Here is a 14,988-nt window from a genome sequence, read left to right as displayed (position 1 = left end):
CGGAAGAGCCTGTAGGCGCAGCGGCGGCGAACGGCTAATCTGGTTCCAGGCTGGGGGAATCGTCCATGAAGGTCGTCATCTGCGGAGCGGGGCAGGTTGGGTTCGGCATCGCCGAGCGCCTCGCAGGCGAGCAGAACGACGTTTCGATCGTCGATGCGAGCCCGCGCCGCATCCAGCTCGCCACCGAGCAACTGGATGTGCGCGGGGTGGTCGGCCATGGCTCCCATCCCGACGTGCTGGCCAAGGCCGGGGCGGAGCAGGCGGACATGATTATCGCCGTCACGCTCCATGACGAAGTGAACATGGTGGCCTGCCAGGTGGCCCATGCCCTGTTCAACGTGCCCACCAAGGTCGCCCGTGTCCGCGCCCAGACCTATCTGCAGCCGGAATGGCGGGACCTGTTCTCCCGCGATCACCTGCCCATCGACGTCATCATCTCCCCCGAGGTGGAGGTGGGCGAGATGGTGCTGCGGCGTCTCTCTTTGCCGGGCGCCATCGACACTGTGAATTTCGCCGACGGAGCTGTGGTGGTGGCCGGCGTTTATTGCGCCGAGGATTGCCCCATCCTCGACACGCCCCTGCGCGAATTGACCCAGCTTTTCCCAGACCTCCAGGCCACCATCGTGGCCGTGCAGCGGGCGGGCAAGCCCGTGGTGCTCAAGAGCACCGATGTCGTCCAGGCCGGGGATGTCGCTTATTTCGTCGCCGCCTCCGGGCAGGTGAAGCGCACGCTGTCCATCTTCGGCCATGACGAAATTCCCGGCCAGCGCATCGTCATTGCCGGCGGCGGCAATATCGGGCTCTACGTGGCGCAGGAACTGGAGCGGCGGAACAGCGCGGCCAAGGTCAAGCTGATCGAAAGCTCGCCGGAACGGGCCCAGGCCATTGCCGAGGTGCTTCACCGGGCCGTGGTGCTCAATGGCGACGCGCTCGCCCGCGAGATCCTGGACGAGGCCGGCGTGCCCGATGCCGACACCATGATCTCGCTGACCAATGACGACCGCATCAACATTCTCTCCTGCCTGCTGGCCAAGCAGCTGGGTGCGCGACGGATTCTCTCGCTGGTGAACGAGCAGGGCTATGCCGCCTTCGCGCGGGGCCTGGGCATCGACGCCCATGTGAACCCGCGCCAGATCACGGTCTCCAAGGTGCTCCAGCATGTGCGGCGCGGGCGCATCCGCGGGGTGCATTCCCTGCTGGAGGGAGCGGGCGAGATGATCGAGGCGGAGGCGCTGGAGACCTCGCCGCTGGTCGGACGGCCGCTGCGCGACATCGACCTGCTGGAGGGGCTTCGCGTGGGCGCCATCGTGCGCAACGGGGAGGTGATCCTGCCCACTGGCGATCTGGTGGTGCGCGCCCAGGACCGCGTCATCCTGTTTGCCCTGTCCAACCAGATCAAGCGCGTGGAGCAGTTGTTCCGCGTCAGCCTCGAATTCTTCTGAGAACGATCCCGCCATGGCGTCCATCGTCCGCCTCCTCGCCGTGGCGCTGGCATGGACCGGCATCGCGAGCCTGTTGCCCGCCTTGGTCTCGGCCCGGTGGGGGGAGGGGCTTGCCCCCGCATTCCTCGCCACCGCCCTGGCCTGCATCTTCCTGGCGGGCGCCATGCGGTTTGCCAGCGCCGGCCTCGGCGGCCGGCTGCGGCGCTTCCAGGTGTTTGTGGCCCTCGCGAGCCTATGGGTCCTGGTGCCGGTGATGGCCGCCCCGGTCATCGCCTATGGCGCCGACCTGCCGCTTGGCCAGGCCTGGTTCGAGGCCCTGTCCGCCTTCACCACCACGGGCTTCACCCTGGTTGAGCGAGGGCCACGCAGCCTGTTCGCCTGGTTCGCGCTGCTGCAATGGAGCGGCGGGCTCCTGACCATCGTGTGCGCCATCGCGGTGCTGGCGCCGGCCTCCATCGGCGGTCTGCCCCACCGGGCATCGCAGCCCCTGGATGCGGTTCAGGCGGTGGAAACGCTGGCGGCGCTGCGGGACGTCACGCCCATCTACGCGGCCGCGACGGTGGTGGCCTTCCTCGCCATGCTGGTGGCCGGCCACGGCCCCTATGTGGCCTTCTGCATCGCCAGCGCCGTGACATCGGCCGGCGCCCATTTGCCGCCGGAGGCGCGGGAGGCGATCCAGGGCGGCGAGGCGACGCGTTGGGCGCTGATCCCCTTCTTCCTGTGGGCCGCGACATCCGTGCGGTGGCACAAGGCGCTGGTGGGCCGGCGCATCCACGCCGCGCCCGAACAGTCGGAAAGCCTTCTTCTGCTGTGCTACTGGGCGGTGGCCGGCATCCTGCTCGGCGTCATCATCTACCGCCTCCCCTCCATCATCCCGCCGGGCGAGGCGATCAATTCCGGCCTGTTTGCCGCGGCATCGCTGATCGCCACCAGCGGCATCCCCCCCGAGCCGGGCACCTATGAGGAGCTGCCCCGTTCGCTGCAACTGATCCTGGCTCTGGTGGGCGGTGGCGCCCTCTCGGCGGCGGCGGGCTTGAAGATTTTCCGCGTCCGCGCCCTGACCTTGCGGGCGCAGGGCGACCTGTTGCGGCTGCTGTCTCCCAATCTCGTCCAGCCCACCCGCACCGGGGAGGGCGGCGTCGGCTCGGCCATGCGCGGCATCTGGGTGACTTTGCTGGCGGTGGTCAGCGCGCTGGCGGTGGTGCTTATTCTCATGAGCACCTCCATGCCCTCCTTCGAGGCGGCTTTGACGGGGGCGGTGGCTGCCCTCACCAATACTGGGCCGCTCTATGATGCCTCAGGGGCGGGCTGGCCGCCCATCGCCACCTTGCCGCCCTGGTCGGTGCTGGCGGCGGCCTTTGCCATGATTGCCGGCCGCCTCGAAACCGTCGGCATCTTCGTGCTGCTTCATCTCGCCGTCTGGCGCAAGTGAGTCCTCCCATCATGTCCCGCATTGCCTATGTGAACGGCCGCTACGTGCCCCATCGCGACGCCACCATCCATGTGGAGGATCGCGGCTTCCAGTTCGCCGATGGCGTCTATGAAGTGTGCGAAGTGCGCGCCGGACACCTGATCGACGAGCGCCGCCACCTCAACCGCCTCGACCGCTCGCTTTCCGAGCTTCGGATTACCCCGCCCATGTCGCGGGCGGCCTTGTCGGTGGTGCTGCGGGAGACCGTGCGACGCAACCGTGTGCGGGACGGCATCGTCTATCTTCAGGTCACCCGCGGCATCGCCCGCCGGGACCATGCCTTTCCCGACAAGCCTGTCCCGGCCTCGGTGGTGGTGACCGCGCGTTCTGCCGATCCCGCCAAGCGCGACAAGGCGGCCGCGACCGGCGTCAGCGTGATTACCGTGCCCGACAACCGCTGGGATCGCGTGGACATCAAGACCGTCGGCCTGCTGCCCAATGTGCTCGCCAAGCAGGCGGCCAAGGAGGCCGGGGCCAAGGAAGCCTGGTTCGTGGATGCGGCGGGCTATGTGACCGAGGGGTCGTCCACCAATGCCTGGATCGTCACCAAGGACGGCACGGTGGTCACCCGGCCGGCGGACCACGGAATTTTGCGTGGCATCACCCGCACGGTGATGCTCGACATCCTCGCCGCCGCCGGGCTCAGGCTGGAGGAGCGCCCCTTCACGCTGGAGGAGGCGCACGCGGCGCAGGAGGCCTTCTTCACCTCCGCGTCAAACATCATCGTGCCGGTTGTGAAGCTTGATGGTGCCATGGTGGGGGACGGAAAGCCCGGCGCCGTGGCCCAGCGGTTGCGCGAGGAATTCTATCATTTTGCAGAGACTTCGGTCTGACGCGCTGCATCATGTCCATGCTGCGCGGCAAAATAATGTTGCGTGCAATTTTCCCTGTGCCATTTTAGCGTATCAATTCCCGCTCGCTCCGAGGCCGGTTCCGGCACGGGGGAGGGTGGGGCAACGCCGAAGAAACGGACACGAAAATGGCGGCGGAACGCACACAAAATCTTCAGGACACGTTTCTCAACCACGTCCGCAAGAACAAGACCCCCCTCACCATCTTCCTGGTGAACGGCGTCAAGCTGCAGGGTGTCGTGACGTGGTTTGACAATTTCTGCGTGTTGCTGCGGCGCGATGGCCACTCCCAGCTGGTTTACAAGCACGCCATCTCCACCATCATGCCGGGACACCCGGTTCAGTTGTTCGATCCCACGGACGACACGGAGAAGGCGTAACACGCATTGGAGATTGGAGCCGCTAAGGGCGCTCCGGGCGTCGGCGGAAAGGGTGTCGATCGACAGGCTCCGCCCACTCGGTGCGCCGTCATCACGCCCTATTTCAGCAAGCGAGCGCCGCGCGGCACCCCCGAGCGGCGCACTCCAGAGGCGCGCCTCGACGAGGCTGTGGGCCTTGCTTTGGCCATCGAACTCGAGGTGGTCTACCGGGGCCTGGTGCCGCTCGCCGAGGTGAAGCCGGCCACCTATCTGGGCTCCGGCAAGGTGGAAGAGATTGCCGGCATCGTCGCCGCCGAGGAGATCGGCCTCGTCTTCTTCGATGCCGCCTTGTCGCCCGTGCAGCAGCGCAATCTGGAAAAGGCCTGGTCCACCAAGGTGGTGGACCGCACCGCGCTGATTCTGGAGATCTTCGGACGCCGGGCGCGCACCAAGGAAGGTGCGCTCCAGGTGGAACTGGCCCATCTGAACTATCAGCGCTCGCGCCTGGTGCGCTCCTGGACCCATCTGGAGCGCCAGCGCGGTGGCTTCGGCTTCCTCGGCGGCCCCGGCGAAACCCAGATCGAGGCCGACCGCCGCCAGATCGGCGAGCGCATCATCCGCATCGAGAAGGACCTGGAGCAGGTCAAGCGCACCCGCGCCCTGCACCGCACCAGCCGCAAGCGCGTGCCCTACCCGGTGGTGGCCCTGGTGGGCTATACCAATGCGGGCAAGTCCACGCTCTTCAACCGCCTCACCAAGGCTGAGGTGATGGCGCAGGACCTCCTGTTCGCCACCCTCGATCCGACGCTGCGCGCGGTCGACTTGCCCCACGGCACGCGCATCATCCTGTCCGACACGGTGGGCTTTATTTCCGAGCTGCCCACCCAGCTGGTCGCCGCCTTCCGCGCCACGCTGGAAGAGGTGATCGAGGCGGACGTGGTGCTGCATGTGCGGGACATCTCCCACCCGGACACCGATGCCCAGGCGGAAGATGTGAAGGACGTGCTTTCCGATCTCGGCATCGATGCGGAGAGCGGCGGCCGGGTGATCGAGGTCTGGAACAAGATCGACGCCTTGCCGGACGAGGAGCGCGAGCGGATCTTCAACGTGGCCGTGCGCGCGGACGAGGCGCATCGCCCCGTCCTGGTCTCCGCTCTGACTGGCGAGGGCACAGGCCCTCTGCTGGATCTGGTTGAAGGCCACATCACCGCCGGCCGTGTGACCCTGGACGTGACGCTGGCTCCGGAAGATGGCGAAGGTCTCGGCTGGCTCTATCGCCACGGCGAGGTGCTGGAGCGCCACACTGACGCGGAGGGCGTCATGCGGGTGGCGCTGCGGATCCTCCCCGAGCGCGCCCCTCTGGTGACGCGCCGCTTCGGTCCAGACCGGGTGCACGAGGCCTGAGGGCGGGGGTCTCCCCGCCCCCTGACGCGGCGCGGCTCATGCGCCGCCGAGCTTTTCCCGCAGCCGCGCTTCGCTGGCCGCCACTTCAGGGGTGGTCACGTCGGCGAAGTCGTCCATCTCGTAGAGCGGGCGAATCTCGATCTCGCTCGGCCCCGGCATGGGATTGGGGCAGCGCTTCACCCAGGCGACGGCCTCCTCCATGTCCCGCACCTGCCACAGCCAATAGCCGGCGATCAGCTCCTTCGTTTCGGCGAAGGGGCCATCCAGGACCGTGCGGTTCGCCCCCTCGAAGGCCACGCGCTTGCCGGCGGAGGAGGGTTTCAGGCCGTCGCCGGCCAGCATCACGCCGGCCTTCACCAGTTCCTCGTTGAAGGCCATCATGGCTTCGAGCAGCTCGGGCGCCGGCAGGAGCCCGGCTTCGCTGTCCGCCGTCGCCTTCACGATCACCATCACGCGCATCGCAGTGTCTCCCGTTCAAAGCGGGCGTGTGCTGCCCGTGTCCCAAGAACGCGGAAGATGCGGGCGCGCCGACAGGGAGGCGAGATTTTTGCGCCGGCCGGTCAGGGCCGCTCCAAACCCTTGGCCTCCACCCACAGGGCTTCCATCTCGTCGAGGCTGGCTTCGTCGGGCCGACGGCCCTGCGCGGCGAGGCTGTCCTCCACATGGCCGAAACGACGGGTGAACTTTTCATTGGTGGCGCGCAAGGCGGCCTCGGGGTCGACGCCGGCGTGGCGGGCGAGGTTCACCACGGCGAACAGCAGGTCACCCACCTCTCCCTGTAGCCCCTGGTGGTCCTCGGCGTCGAGCGCCTCTTCTACCTCGTCGGTCTCCTCCCGGATCTTGGCCAGCACCTGGCGGGCATCGTTCCAGTCGAAGCCCACCTTGCCCGCCTTCTCCTGCAGCTTCAGGGCGCGGGTGAGGGCAGTCATGCCCACCGGGATTCCATCGAGGATCCGGGCAGGGGGCTCGGCGGGCAGGCCCGCTGCGATGCGGCGCTGGGCCTTCTCGGCCCTCTCCTGCGCCTTGATCTGCCCCCACATGGCCTTCACCACGTCCGGCGGCAGGTCGCGGGCCTCGCCGAACACATGGGGATGGCGGCGGATGAGCTTGGTGGTGATGGCCTCCACCACGTCGCCGAAATCGAAGCTGCCTTCCTCCTGGCCGAGCTGGGCATGGAAGACCACCTGGAGCAGCAGGTCGCCAAGCTCATCGGCCAGATCCGCCTTGTCGCCCCGGGCGATGGCGTCGGCCACCTCATAGGCCTCCTCAATGGTGTAGGGGGCGATGGTGGAGAAGTCCTGCTCCAGGTCCCACGGGCAGCCGGTGCCGGGCGTGCGCAGCCGCGCCATGATCTCGATGAGGCGGCTGATGTCGCGGGACGGTTGCATGGCAAGCTCCGGTGTTTTGCCGCGGCGTGGGGCCTCGGCAGGCGTGCGCCGTGGTTTATGATGCCCTCGGTACGGAGGACAAGGCATGAGTGGCGCGGCGGCGGAAACGGGCATTCTGGAAGAGGGCATGCGCGCCGGCGAGGTGAAGGTGGCGCTGCCGGACGCCTTTGATGCCAGCCTTTATTTCATCGGCCGCATCCGCACCCCCTGGACGCGCCGCTCCGAATGTCCGCGCCGAGGGGATCCGGTGGCCGGTCCCGTGTGCCGGCTGGAGATCGATCCGCGCTGGGGCGAGGCGCTGGCTGGTGTCGCCGACAAGCCGCGCCTCCAGGTGCTCTATTGGATGCACGAGGCCCGCCGCGACCTGGTGCTCCAGAGCCCGGGTCATAGCGGCAAGCTGGCCGGCACCTTCTCGCTGCGCTCCCCGGTGCGCCCCAATCCCATTGCCTCGTCGGTGGTGGAGCTGGTGGGCATTGAGGGCACCCACATGCTGGTGCGCGGCCTCGACTGCCTCGATGGGACCCCGCTCATCGACGTGAAGCCGGACATCTGTGCCCACGCCTCGACCTGAGGCGGCGCGAAATTTGTCAGCGGCGCGGCTCTCCCTTAAGGGGAGGTCAAGTGGCGAAGGGAGCCGGCGCATCCGATGGGCAAGGTCGACGAGGACGATGCGGGCGCGCTGACCTATGCCTATCGCAGCAAGATGATCGGGCCGGGCTCGCGCTTCCGTCTGACCGGCGGGGTGCTGGAGTGGGATGTGGGCGCGCGCTCGGGCAAGCTGGCGCTTGCCGACGTCACCAAGGTGCGTCTTCTCTACAGTCCGGGCCAGCTGGCCTCGCCCAGTTATGAGATGCGGCTCACCGGAAGGTCCGGGGAGACGGTGCGCATCGGCTCGCTCAGCCGGACGGCGGTCGCCCAGGTGCAGGACCACCGGGCGCAATATGTCCCATTCATCCAGGCCCTTCACGCCGGGCTGGCCCCTCATGCCGCTGGCATCACGTTTTCAGGCGGCCTGCCGGCGTGGCGCTGGTGGCTTATGGCGGGGCTGACCACCTTGACCATGGCTGGTCTTCTGGCGGTTCTGGCAACGGTTGCCCTTGCCAGCCAATGGGCCGTGGCGGCGGTGGTGGTGATCCTGTCCTTGCTGCTGGGCTGGCCGGTGGCGGAGATGCTGTGGCGGAACCAGCCGGTGCGCTATGCCCCCTCCGCCTTGCCGAGCCGCTTGGTGCCGGCCTGAGCCTGCTCTTCCTCCGCCTTGCGCAGGAGGCCCGCCGCCACGTCCGCGAGGCGCGGGGCGGGCAAGGCGGTGAAGGGCAGGGGACGCGTCACCGCAATGGCGGCAAGGCCGAGGCGGGCGGTCAGAAGGCCATTCACCACGCCTTCGCCCAGCCGGGCGGAGAGGCGTGCCGCAAGGCCATGGCCCACCATCTGCTGCACCAGGCTGTCGCCGGCGGCCATGCCGCCGGTGACCGCCAAATGGCTCACCACATGCCGAATGAGGCGCAGCATGCCCAGCGTCCCCGGCCTCCCGCCATAGAGCTGGGACAGCCGGCGCACGAGGCCGAGCGCCGTATAGAGCACGAACAATAGGTCCACCGCCGCGCGGGGCGAGACGGCGGTGACGACGGATACGCGCTTGGCGGCGTCCGAGACCATCTGCTTCGCCTGGCTGTCCAGCGGCGCCATGAGGCTGCGCTCGGTCAGGCGGATGAGGTCCGCGCCATCGATGATGGCGCCGAGATGGGAGGAAAGTTCAGCGCGGGAGCGCGCAAGCGCCGGCATTTCCGCCGACAGGGCCAGCAGATCGCGCGTGACCGCTTCCGCGGCCTTGCGGTCATCGGCGGCGATCGCGGCGGTGGCCGCATCGCGCAGCCGGTCGAGGCTGGAGAGGCGCATCAGGGCCGCGCCCTCGCGAGCGATGATGGCGATGAGCGCAAAGGCGAGCAGCGCCGCGAAGCCGAGGCCCGTGTAGCCGAGCCACTCCGAATGGGAGAACAGGTCCTCCACCAGCCGGGTGACGGCCAGTCCGGCGCCCAGGCTGACGAGGCCGCCCAGCGCCGTCCAGAACAGGCCGCCGAGGCTGATCCCGCGCGTGCGGGCCGGGGGAACCGGCACCAGCGCCGTATCCGCCACCTCCGGTTCGGGGGCCAGCGTGATGCCCGCCTCGTCCAGGCGAAACACCTGAGGCTTCAGGCCCGGCCGCCCCCGCCCGCTTTCGTCAGCTTCCGCCATCACCACCTCTGTTTTGGCGCGCGCTCACGCCAGCCGGTCGCCCAGCAGGAACTGCAGCGCCCGATCCAACCGGATATGGGGAAGGGGCGTGGCCATCCCAAGGCCGGGCGGGGGGCGGAACTTCAGGAAGCGGAAGTCCGCGTCCCCATGGTCGCCGCTGGAAAGGCCCCGAAAGGCGTCGGCGCGCCCGGAAAAGAGCGCGTCCGGCGCCTCCGGCAATTCGCCGGGAAAGAGCGCCACGTCCTCGGTGCCGTCGAACACCTGCCCGCCCGCCGATTGCCCGGCTTCCGGCGTGCCGATGATGGCGGGGATCTGCCGCCCGCCGCGCGAAACCTGCGCCTCCCGCGTGGCGCGGATGGCGGCGAGCGCCACCACGTCCAAGGCGGCGCCGCTCTCCTTGGCCCGCTCGCCGGCCCGCTCCACCAGGCGCCGCAAAATGGCTTCCAACCGATCGTGGCTGGTCTGGTGGAGATGGTCGGCCTTGGTGGCCGCGAAGAGCACCTTGTCGATGCGCGGACGAAAGAGCGCCGACACCAGGCTGTTTCGCCCCACCCGGAAGGCGGTGAGGATGGAATCGAGCGCCCGCTCCAGGTCCGCCAGGGCGGCCGGACCGGCATTCAGGGCGGCCAGCAGGTCCACCAGGACGATCTGTGCGTCGAGCCGGGCGAAGTGATCGCGGAAGAAGGGGCGCACCACGGCGTTCTTATAGGCCTCGTATCGGCGGGCCATCATGGCGGCGAGCGAACCGGGAGGCAGGCTCGCATCGGCGGGGATGTCGAGGGGCGCGAAGGTGAGGGCGGGCGAGCCCTCCAGGTCGCCGGGCATGAGGAAGCGGCCGGGCGGCAAAAGGCTCATGGCCACCCGCTCGCTGCGACAGGCGGACAGATAGGTGGTGAAGCGGGCGGCGAGCTCGCGGGCCTTGGCCTCGTCCGCAGGTAGATAGGGATTGGTGGCGGCGAGCGCCGCCAGCATCTCCTGCGCCAGCGCCTGCCGGGCGGGGGCGCGGGCGAGCGCCAGGCTCTCCCGGCAGAAATCGCCGAAGCTCTTGTCCAGCAAGGGCAGGTCGAGCAGCCATTCGCCGGGATAGTCGACCAGGTCCAGGGTCAAGGTGCGCAGGCCGCCGCGCTTCGGGGCGTAGCGGATGGACAGGCGCGATTCGCTGATGCGGGTGGTGGAAGACGGCCAGTCCCGCGCCGCGAGGCGCCCCATATGGTCCTCGAACGGAAAGCGCGGCACGGCATCGTCGGGCTGTGGCTCCAGCCGCGCCGAGGCGATGCGGCCGGAGGCCATCGCCTCGAACACCGGCAGGCGCCCGCCTTGCACCAGGGCCTGGATGAGGGCGGTGGTGAAGATGGTCTTGCCGGAACGGGCAAGGCCGGTCACCCCCAGGCGCAAGGTGGGGCGGGCGAGATCCTCGACCCGGTCGGCCAGGGCGCGCAGGCCGATGCGGGCCTCTTCCAGAAAGGGCAGGGGTGGAGCCAAGGCGTCAGCCGTCCGTCTTCAGGGCGCGGGGGGTGATGAAGCGATCGAGCCGCCCGGACTTGGGGGTGACATCTTCCCAGCGGTCCACCGGCAAGTCGATCACGGCCACCGCGCCGGTGGGAAACTTGGCGGCCATGGCAAGGCGCGCCTCCGCCGGACCACTCTCAACCAGCCGGCCGGCCAAGTCCTCGAAGCCGGGGTTGTGGCCGACCATCATGAGGGTGTGGCATTCCACCGGCTGGGCATGCAGAACCGCAAACAGGGCGGCCACGCTCGCCTCATAGATGCGTGGCTCCCGCTCCACCTCGGGGGTCGAGCGCAACTGGGGGGCCACGAGCGCCCAGGTCTCCTGGGTGCGCCGGGCGCTGGATACCAGCACCCGGTCGGGCACCAGCCCCTCGCGCGCCATATAGGCGCCGATCACCGGCGCCGCGTCCCGTCCCCGCTCGGCCAGCGGACGCTCATGATCCGGGGTGCCGTTCGGCCAGTCGGATTTGGCGTGGCGAAGCAGGATCAGGCGGCGCATGGGGAACGATTCCAGGTCAGAGGCACGATCGGGGCTGTTTAGAGCCGGTTTCCGACAGGAAGACGAAGCGCGGCCCCGGGAGGGCCCCGCCCGGGCGGAAACGGCACCTTACCTTGCGCCCTCCGCCTTCGCAGGCGACAGCATCGGTAAATTGCGTCACCATCATGGTGCTGGAGATCGGGAAGGCCGGACGCTGCGGGGGCATGCTCCTGCTTGGCGTAGGCCGCCGTCAGGGGCTGAATGGGTCATGACGTTCGTGGACGAACGGGCGGAGCGCCGCGCCGCATCCGCCGCGCAGGGCGCCGGCGGGCCCGGCATGCTCGTGCGCGGCGAGATCGACTGCGATGTGTGCGTGGTGGGGGCAACGCTCGCCGGCCTGTGGCTGGCGCTGGCCTTGGCGCTGCGTGGCCGTGACGTGGTCGTGCTGGACCCCGGTGACGGGCCGGCTGCGGATCTGAGCCTCGGCCGGGAAACCTTGCGGCCGGGCCTCGGTCTGACCGCCACGGCGCTCTGCGCGAGGGCCGACCGGGATACGGCGCGGCGGCTGCACCAGTTGTCCGAGACAGCGCATGTGCGGGCCATGCGCCTGCTGGAGGCGCTGGGGTTCGAGCCCGAGGCCGAAGGTTACATTCATGCGCCCGGGCCGCGCGGCCGGCTCGATCTCATCGACGAGGCGGCGGCGCGGGATACGCTGGGGCTTGCCAGCGTGGCGGAACTGGGCGCGGGGCACACCGCCGCGCTGCTGGGCACACGCGCCTATGTGGGCGCCCTGCACGATCCCCAGGCTGCCACCTTTGACGTTCGCGACCTGCCGCGCCGGCTCGCCGAAGCCGCCATGGCCGCCGGCGCGCGCCTCCTGCCCCGCCTGCCGGTTCTGGGGGCGGACCTGAACGGGGTGCGCAAATATCTGACCTGTCCCACCCTTCGGGTCCGGGCAGACCATGTGGCCTTTTGCGCGGAGCGCGGGCTTGCCGGCCCGGCGCCCTGGCTCGCCCGGGCGCTTGGCCGGTCGCACCACGTGGAGGGGGTCTTCGCGCCCCGCGCGCTGCGCGGCCGTGCCGACGAGGCGGTGCAGGAAGGCGGCGAGCGCGGGCTTGCCTTTGCCTGGCAGGGCGGCAAGCTCCATCTGCGCGCGCCCACCGCCACCAAGGCCGGCAGCGCCGGGGCCGCAGCCGTGATCCTGCGCCGCCATGGGGCGCGCCTGTTTCCCGCCCTGAGGAATGCAGTCACCGGCGAGGCGCGGTCGGTGAGCTACGGCATCGCCCGCCATGGCCTGCCGCTCATCGGGTCGCCCCGTGCGGGCGTGTGGTACGCGGTGGCGCTGGGGCGCCAGCCGGTCGGCCATGCCGCCCTGGCCGCCGATCTCCTCGCTGCGGCCATCGCCGACCGGGATGACACCATTCACCTGTTCCGCCCCTTTGCCGCCGAGCGGTCGCGGCAGATCGCCCCGGCCTTGGCCCGATCTGTGGCCTATTGGACCGGGCGCATGTCCGATGCGGCGGAAAGGCGCAGGGCGCGAGAAAATGACGTTGCGGAAGGCTAGTGCGAGCTAACCGCGGGGCAATTGGCCAAATGCTTGGCGTCAGTGACATTTCTGCCACCACGTGCCACCTGGCTCCGGCTAACTTTACGTCATCTTTCCTGCCGGTATGCACGAGATGCCCATGATCCCCGTCCTCCGCCGCATCCTTCTGGGCCTTGGCCTGAGCGCCACCGCGGCGGTGATGTCTTCTGCGCCTTCGCCCGTGCAGGCGGCGGACGCGACGGCCGTTCCGCCCGCCATGCCGGCGGCCAAGGGGCAGGAGGACTGGTATCTCACCCTCGGCGTCTCCGGCCGCATCGTTCCCCAATATCCCGGCAGCGACGATTACGGGGTGCGTCCCGGCCTCGTCTTCCGCGTGGCAAAGGCCAGCGGCCTCAACGCCTTCCGGTCCGTGGACGACAATCCGTCGGTGGCCCTGTTTGATACCGGCACGTTCCGCGTCGGCGCCGTCGGCCGCATCGACTGGGGCCGCGACGAGGATGCCAATGACCGCCTGACGGGCCTTGGCAATGTGGATCCCTCGCTGGAGCTGGGCGGCTTCACGGAGTGGTTCCCGGTCAACTGGCTGCGCCTGCGCGGCGAGCTGCGCTATGGGTTCGGTGGCTATGAGGGCTGGGTCGGCAATGCCGCCGCCGACGTCATCGTGCCCATGAACGACTGGCGATTCGCGGTCGGTCCACGCCTCAGCTTTGCCTCGTCCGCCTTCAACGAGGCCTATTTCGGGGTGACGCCGTTCCAGTCGCTGAGCGCGACATTCCTCGGCAATCCGCTGCCCGTTTATAATGCCGGCTCGGGCATCAACGGCTGGGGGGTAACGGCCCAGCTGGAGCGCAATTTCGGCAATGGCTTCCTGGCGGGCGTCTGGGGCAGCTACGGGCGCCTCGTCGGCAGTGCGGCAGATTCGCCGCTGGTGGAGAGCGCGAACCAATATTCCGTGGGGCTTTCGCTCGCTTACACCTTCAACATGGGCAAGTCCTGGTGGTGATGCCGCAGGCGTGATCGCGTCGCTTGCATCGGCAGCGGCGGGCGACCCTTGCGCCGGCTTGGGCCTGTGGCCGACGCCCCGCGCCGGGGTGTTTCCCCTTCCTTGATACCGTTGCACCTTGAGCGCCGCCGGTCCGCCTTGCCGCTGGCTTGCGCTGCCGCGCACATGGGAGTTGTCCACCGGCGAGGGGGTGGATATAAGCGCGCCAACCCGCCGGGGGTCAGCAACGGTGTATCGAGGACAGTGCTGATGTCGGTTCAAGTCGACGAAGACTATCGCCCCCGCGAGGACGAGCCCTTCATGAACGACAGGCAGCGGGAGTATTTCCGCACCAAGCTGTTGAACTGGAAGGACGACATCCTCCGCGAGGCGCGTGAGACGCTGCAGCACCTTCAGGATGAGAATCAGAACCACCCCGATCTGGCCGATCGGGCCTCTTCCGAGACGGATCGCTCCATCGAGCTCCGTGCCCGGGACCGGCAGCGCAAGCTGATCGCCAAGATCGACGCCGCGCTGCAGCGCATCGAGGACGGCAGCTACGGCTATTGCGAGGACACCGGGGAGCCCATCTCCCTCAAGCGCCTCGAAGCCCGTCCCATCGCCACCCTTTCGGTGGAAGCGCAGGAGCGTCACGAGCGGCGCGAGCGCGTCTATCGGGACGACTGACCGGCAGGCGCGGCCGTGAAGCCCCGGCCGCGTCACGCCACCCCGTTCCTGCGTTGCGCCGCGGGCCGGGGCTGAATATAGAATGAGTCAAAGCGGTAGGATCGGACGCGCCGACAGGGCGGGGCCGAGGCAGGATCGGGGACGGCGAAGCGATGGTGGCACGCATCTTCAAGCCGGCGCGCAATGCGATGCAGTCCGGCGTTGCGAAGACCAAGCATTGGGTTCTGGAATATGAGCCGGAGCGTCCGCGCTCCATCGACCCGCTGATGGGCTACACCAGCTCCACCGACATGCAGAGCCAGATCCGCCTCGACTTCGAGACGAAGGAAGAAGCGGTGGCCTATGCCGAGCGCGAAGGCATTCCCTACCAGGTCTTCGAGCCCCATGATCCGGCCCGCCGGCGCATGGCCTATTCCGACAATTTCGCCTTCCGCCGCGTGGGCCAGTGGACCCACTGAGGGTGCGGGGCGCCATTGAATGAACAGGGCCGAAGCACTGTCTTCGGCCCTTCTGCTTTTTGGGGACGCCCGGCCAGGGGTGAAGATGGCGCTGCGGCCATCCTGTTGCGGTGGCGAAGGCGCGGGACTATGCACGTGGCAGTGCTGAATCACCATCAGGTGCTTCAATCCGGCCGCGTCT

Annotated in this window: 16 protein-coding genes; 11 read left to right on the top strand and 5 right to left on the bottom strand. The window is 68.8% G+C overall.

Going from position 1 to position 14,988, the window contains the following annotated elements:
* Nucleotides 1-65 precede the first annotated feature (65 nt).
* The 5 genes from trkA to hflX all read left to right on the top strand — a co-directional run bounded on the left by trkA (nucleotide 66) and on the right by hflX (nucleotide 5,527).
* Nucleotides 66-1,442, top strand: a complete 1,377-nt coding sequence (gene trkA / locus ACT54L_RS17295) for a Trk system potassium transporter TrkA (protein ID WP_476086884.1) — start codon at nucleotides 66-68, stop codon at nucleotides 1,440-1,442.
* Between the two features lie 13 nt (nucleotides 1,443-1,455).
* The gene (locus tag ACT54L_RS17290) at nucleotides 1,456-2,874 is read left to right on the top strand and encodes a hypothetical protein (RefSeq protein WP_476086883.1); all 1,419 of its coding nucleotides are present in this window, start codon (nucleotides 1,456-1,458) and stop codon (nucleotides 2,872-2,874) included.
* 11 nt (nucleotides 2,875-2,885) lie between these two features.
* The gene (locus ACT54L_RS17285) at nucleotides 2,886-3,746 is read left to right on the top strand and encodes a D-amino-acid transaminase (RefSeq protein WP_476086882.1); all 861 of its coding nucleotides are present in this window, start codon (nucleotides 2,886-2,888) and stop codon (nucleotides 3,744-3,746) included.
* 146 nt (nucleotides 3,747-3,892) lie between these two features.
* Nucleotides 3,893-4,144: an RNA chaperone Hfq gene (gene hfq / locus ACT54L_RS17280; protein ID WP_209105373.1), complete on the top strand. Its 252-nt coding sequence runs from the start codon at nucleotides 3,893-3,895 to the stop codon at nucleotides 4,142-4,144.
* A gap of 6 nt (nucleotides 4,145-4,150) precedes the next feature.
* Nucleotides 4,151-5,527, top strand: a complete 1,377-nt coding sequence (hflX, locus tag ACT54L_RS17275) for a GTPase HflX (RefSeq protein ID WP_476086881.1) — start codon at nucleotides 4,151-4,153, stop codon at nucleotides 5,525-5,527.
* Nucleotides 5,528-5,563: 36 nt separating this feature from the next.
* Here hflX and ACT54L_RS17270 read toward each other — a convergent pair whose 3' ends face one another.
* Nucleotides 5,564-5,986 (bottom strand): YciI family protein, encoded by a 423-nt coding sequence (locus tag ACT54L_RS17270; protein ID WP_476086880.1) that lies wholly within the window; start codon nucleotides 5,984-5,986, stop codon nucleotides 5,564-5,566.
* 101 nt (nucleotides 5,987-6,087) lie between these two features.
* A complete protein-coding gene (gene mazG, locus ACT54L_RS17265; protein WP_476086879.1) occupies nucleotides 6,088-6,915 on the bottom strand; it encodes a nucleoside triphosphate pyrophosphohydrolase in 828 nt (275 codons plus the stop codon).
* Between the two features lie 85 nt (nucleotides 6,916-7,000).
* Between mazG and ACT54L_RS17260 the strand changes: the two genes are divergently transcribed.
* Together ACT54L_RS17260 and ACT54L_RS17255 are read left to right on the top strand one after the other, a co-directional pair.
* Entirely contained in the window at nucleotides 7,001-7,486 is a 486-nt protein-coding gene (locus ACT54L_RS17260; RefSeq protein WP_476086878.1) for an SAM-dependent methyltransferase, read from the top strand.
* Nucleotides 7,487-7,561: 75 nt separating this feature from the next.
* Nucleotides 7,562-8,152 (top strand): hypothetical protein, encoded by a 591-nt coding sequence (locus ACT54L_RS17255; protein WP_476086877.1) that lies wholly within the window; start codon nucleotides 7,562-7,564, stop codon nucleotides 8,150-8,152.
* Here ACT54L_RS17255 and ACT54L_RS17250 read toward each other — a convergent pair.
* From ACT54L_RS17250 to ACT54L_RS17240, 3 genes are read right to left on the bottom strand one after another with little or no spacing between them, the layout of a single operon-like run.
* Nucleotides 8,110-9,147: a YcjF family protein gene (locus ACT54L_RS17250; RefSeq protein WP_476086876.1), complete on the bottom strand. Its 1,038-nt coding sequence runs from the start codon at nucleotides 9,145-9,147 to the stop codon at nucleotides 8,110-8,112. The genes ACT54L_RS17255 and ACT54L_RS17250 overlap by 43 nt on opposite strands.
* A gap of 24 nt (nucleotides 9,148-9,171) precedes the next feature.
* Nucleotides 9,172-10,629, bottom strand: a complete 1,458-nt coding sequence (locus ACT54L_RS17245) for a YcjX family GTP-binding protein (RefSeq protein ID WP_476086875.1) — start codon at nucleotides 10,627-10,629, stop codon at nucleotides 9,172-9,174.
* 4 nt (nucleotides 10,630-10,633) lie between these two features.
* Complete coding sequence (locus tag ACT54L_RS17240) at nucleotides 10,634-11,155, bottom strand: SixA phosphatase family protein (RefSeq protein ID WP_476086874.1); 522 nt, start codon at nucleotides 11,153-11,155, stop codon at nucleotides 10,634-10,636.
* Between the two features lie 247 nt (nucleotides 11,156-11,402).
* Here ACT54L_RS17240 and ACT54L_RS17235 point away from each other — a divergent pair, with 247 nt between their 5' ends.
* From ACT54L_RS17235 to ACT54L_RS17220, 4 genes are all read left to right on the top strand, one after another.
* Entirely contained in the window at nucleotides 11,403-12,698 is a 1,296-nt protein-coding gene (locus tag ACT54L_RS17235) for an FAD-dependent oxidoreductase (protein WP_476086873.1), read from the top strand.
* Between the two features lie 121 nt (nucleotides 12,699-12,819).
* The gene (locus ACT54L_RS17230) at nucleotides 12,820-13,683 is read left to right on the top strand and encodes a MipA/OmpV family protein (RefSeq protein ID WP_476086872.1); all 864 of its coding nucleotides are present in this window, start codon (nucleotides 12,820-12,822) and stop codon (nucleotides 13,681-13,683) included.
* A 249-nt stretch (nucleotides 13,684-13,932) separates the two neighbouring features.
* Complete coding sequence (gene dksA, locus ACT54L_RS17225; protein ID WP_209098356.1) at nucleotides 13,933-14,349, top strand: RNA polymerase-binding protein DksA; 417 nt, start codon at nucleotides 13,933-13,935, stop codon at nucleotides 14,347-14,349.
* A gap of 152 nt (nucleotides 14,350-14,501) precedes the next feature.
* A complete protein-coding gene (locus ACT54L_RS17220; protein ID WP_476086871.1) occupies nucleotides 14,502-14,807 on the top strand; it encodes an ETC complex I subunit in 306 nt (101 codons plus the stop codon).
* Nucleotides 14,808-14,988 lie beyond the last annotated feature (181 nt).

The organism is Aquabacter sp. DMC10 (assembly GCF_056314145.1).
This window is presented reverse-complemented; position numbering and strand designations above follow the sequence as displayed.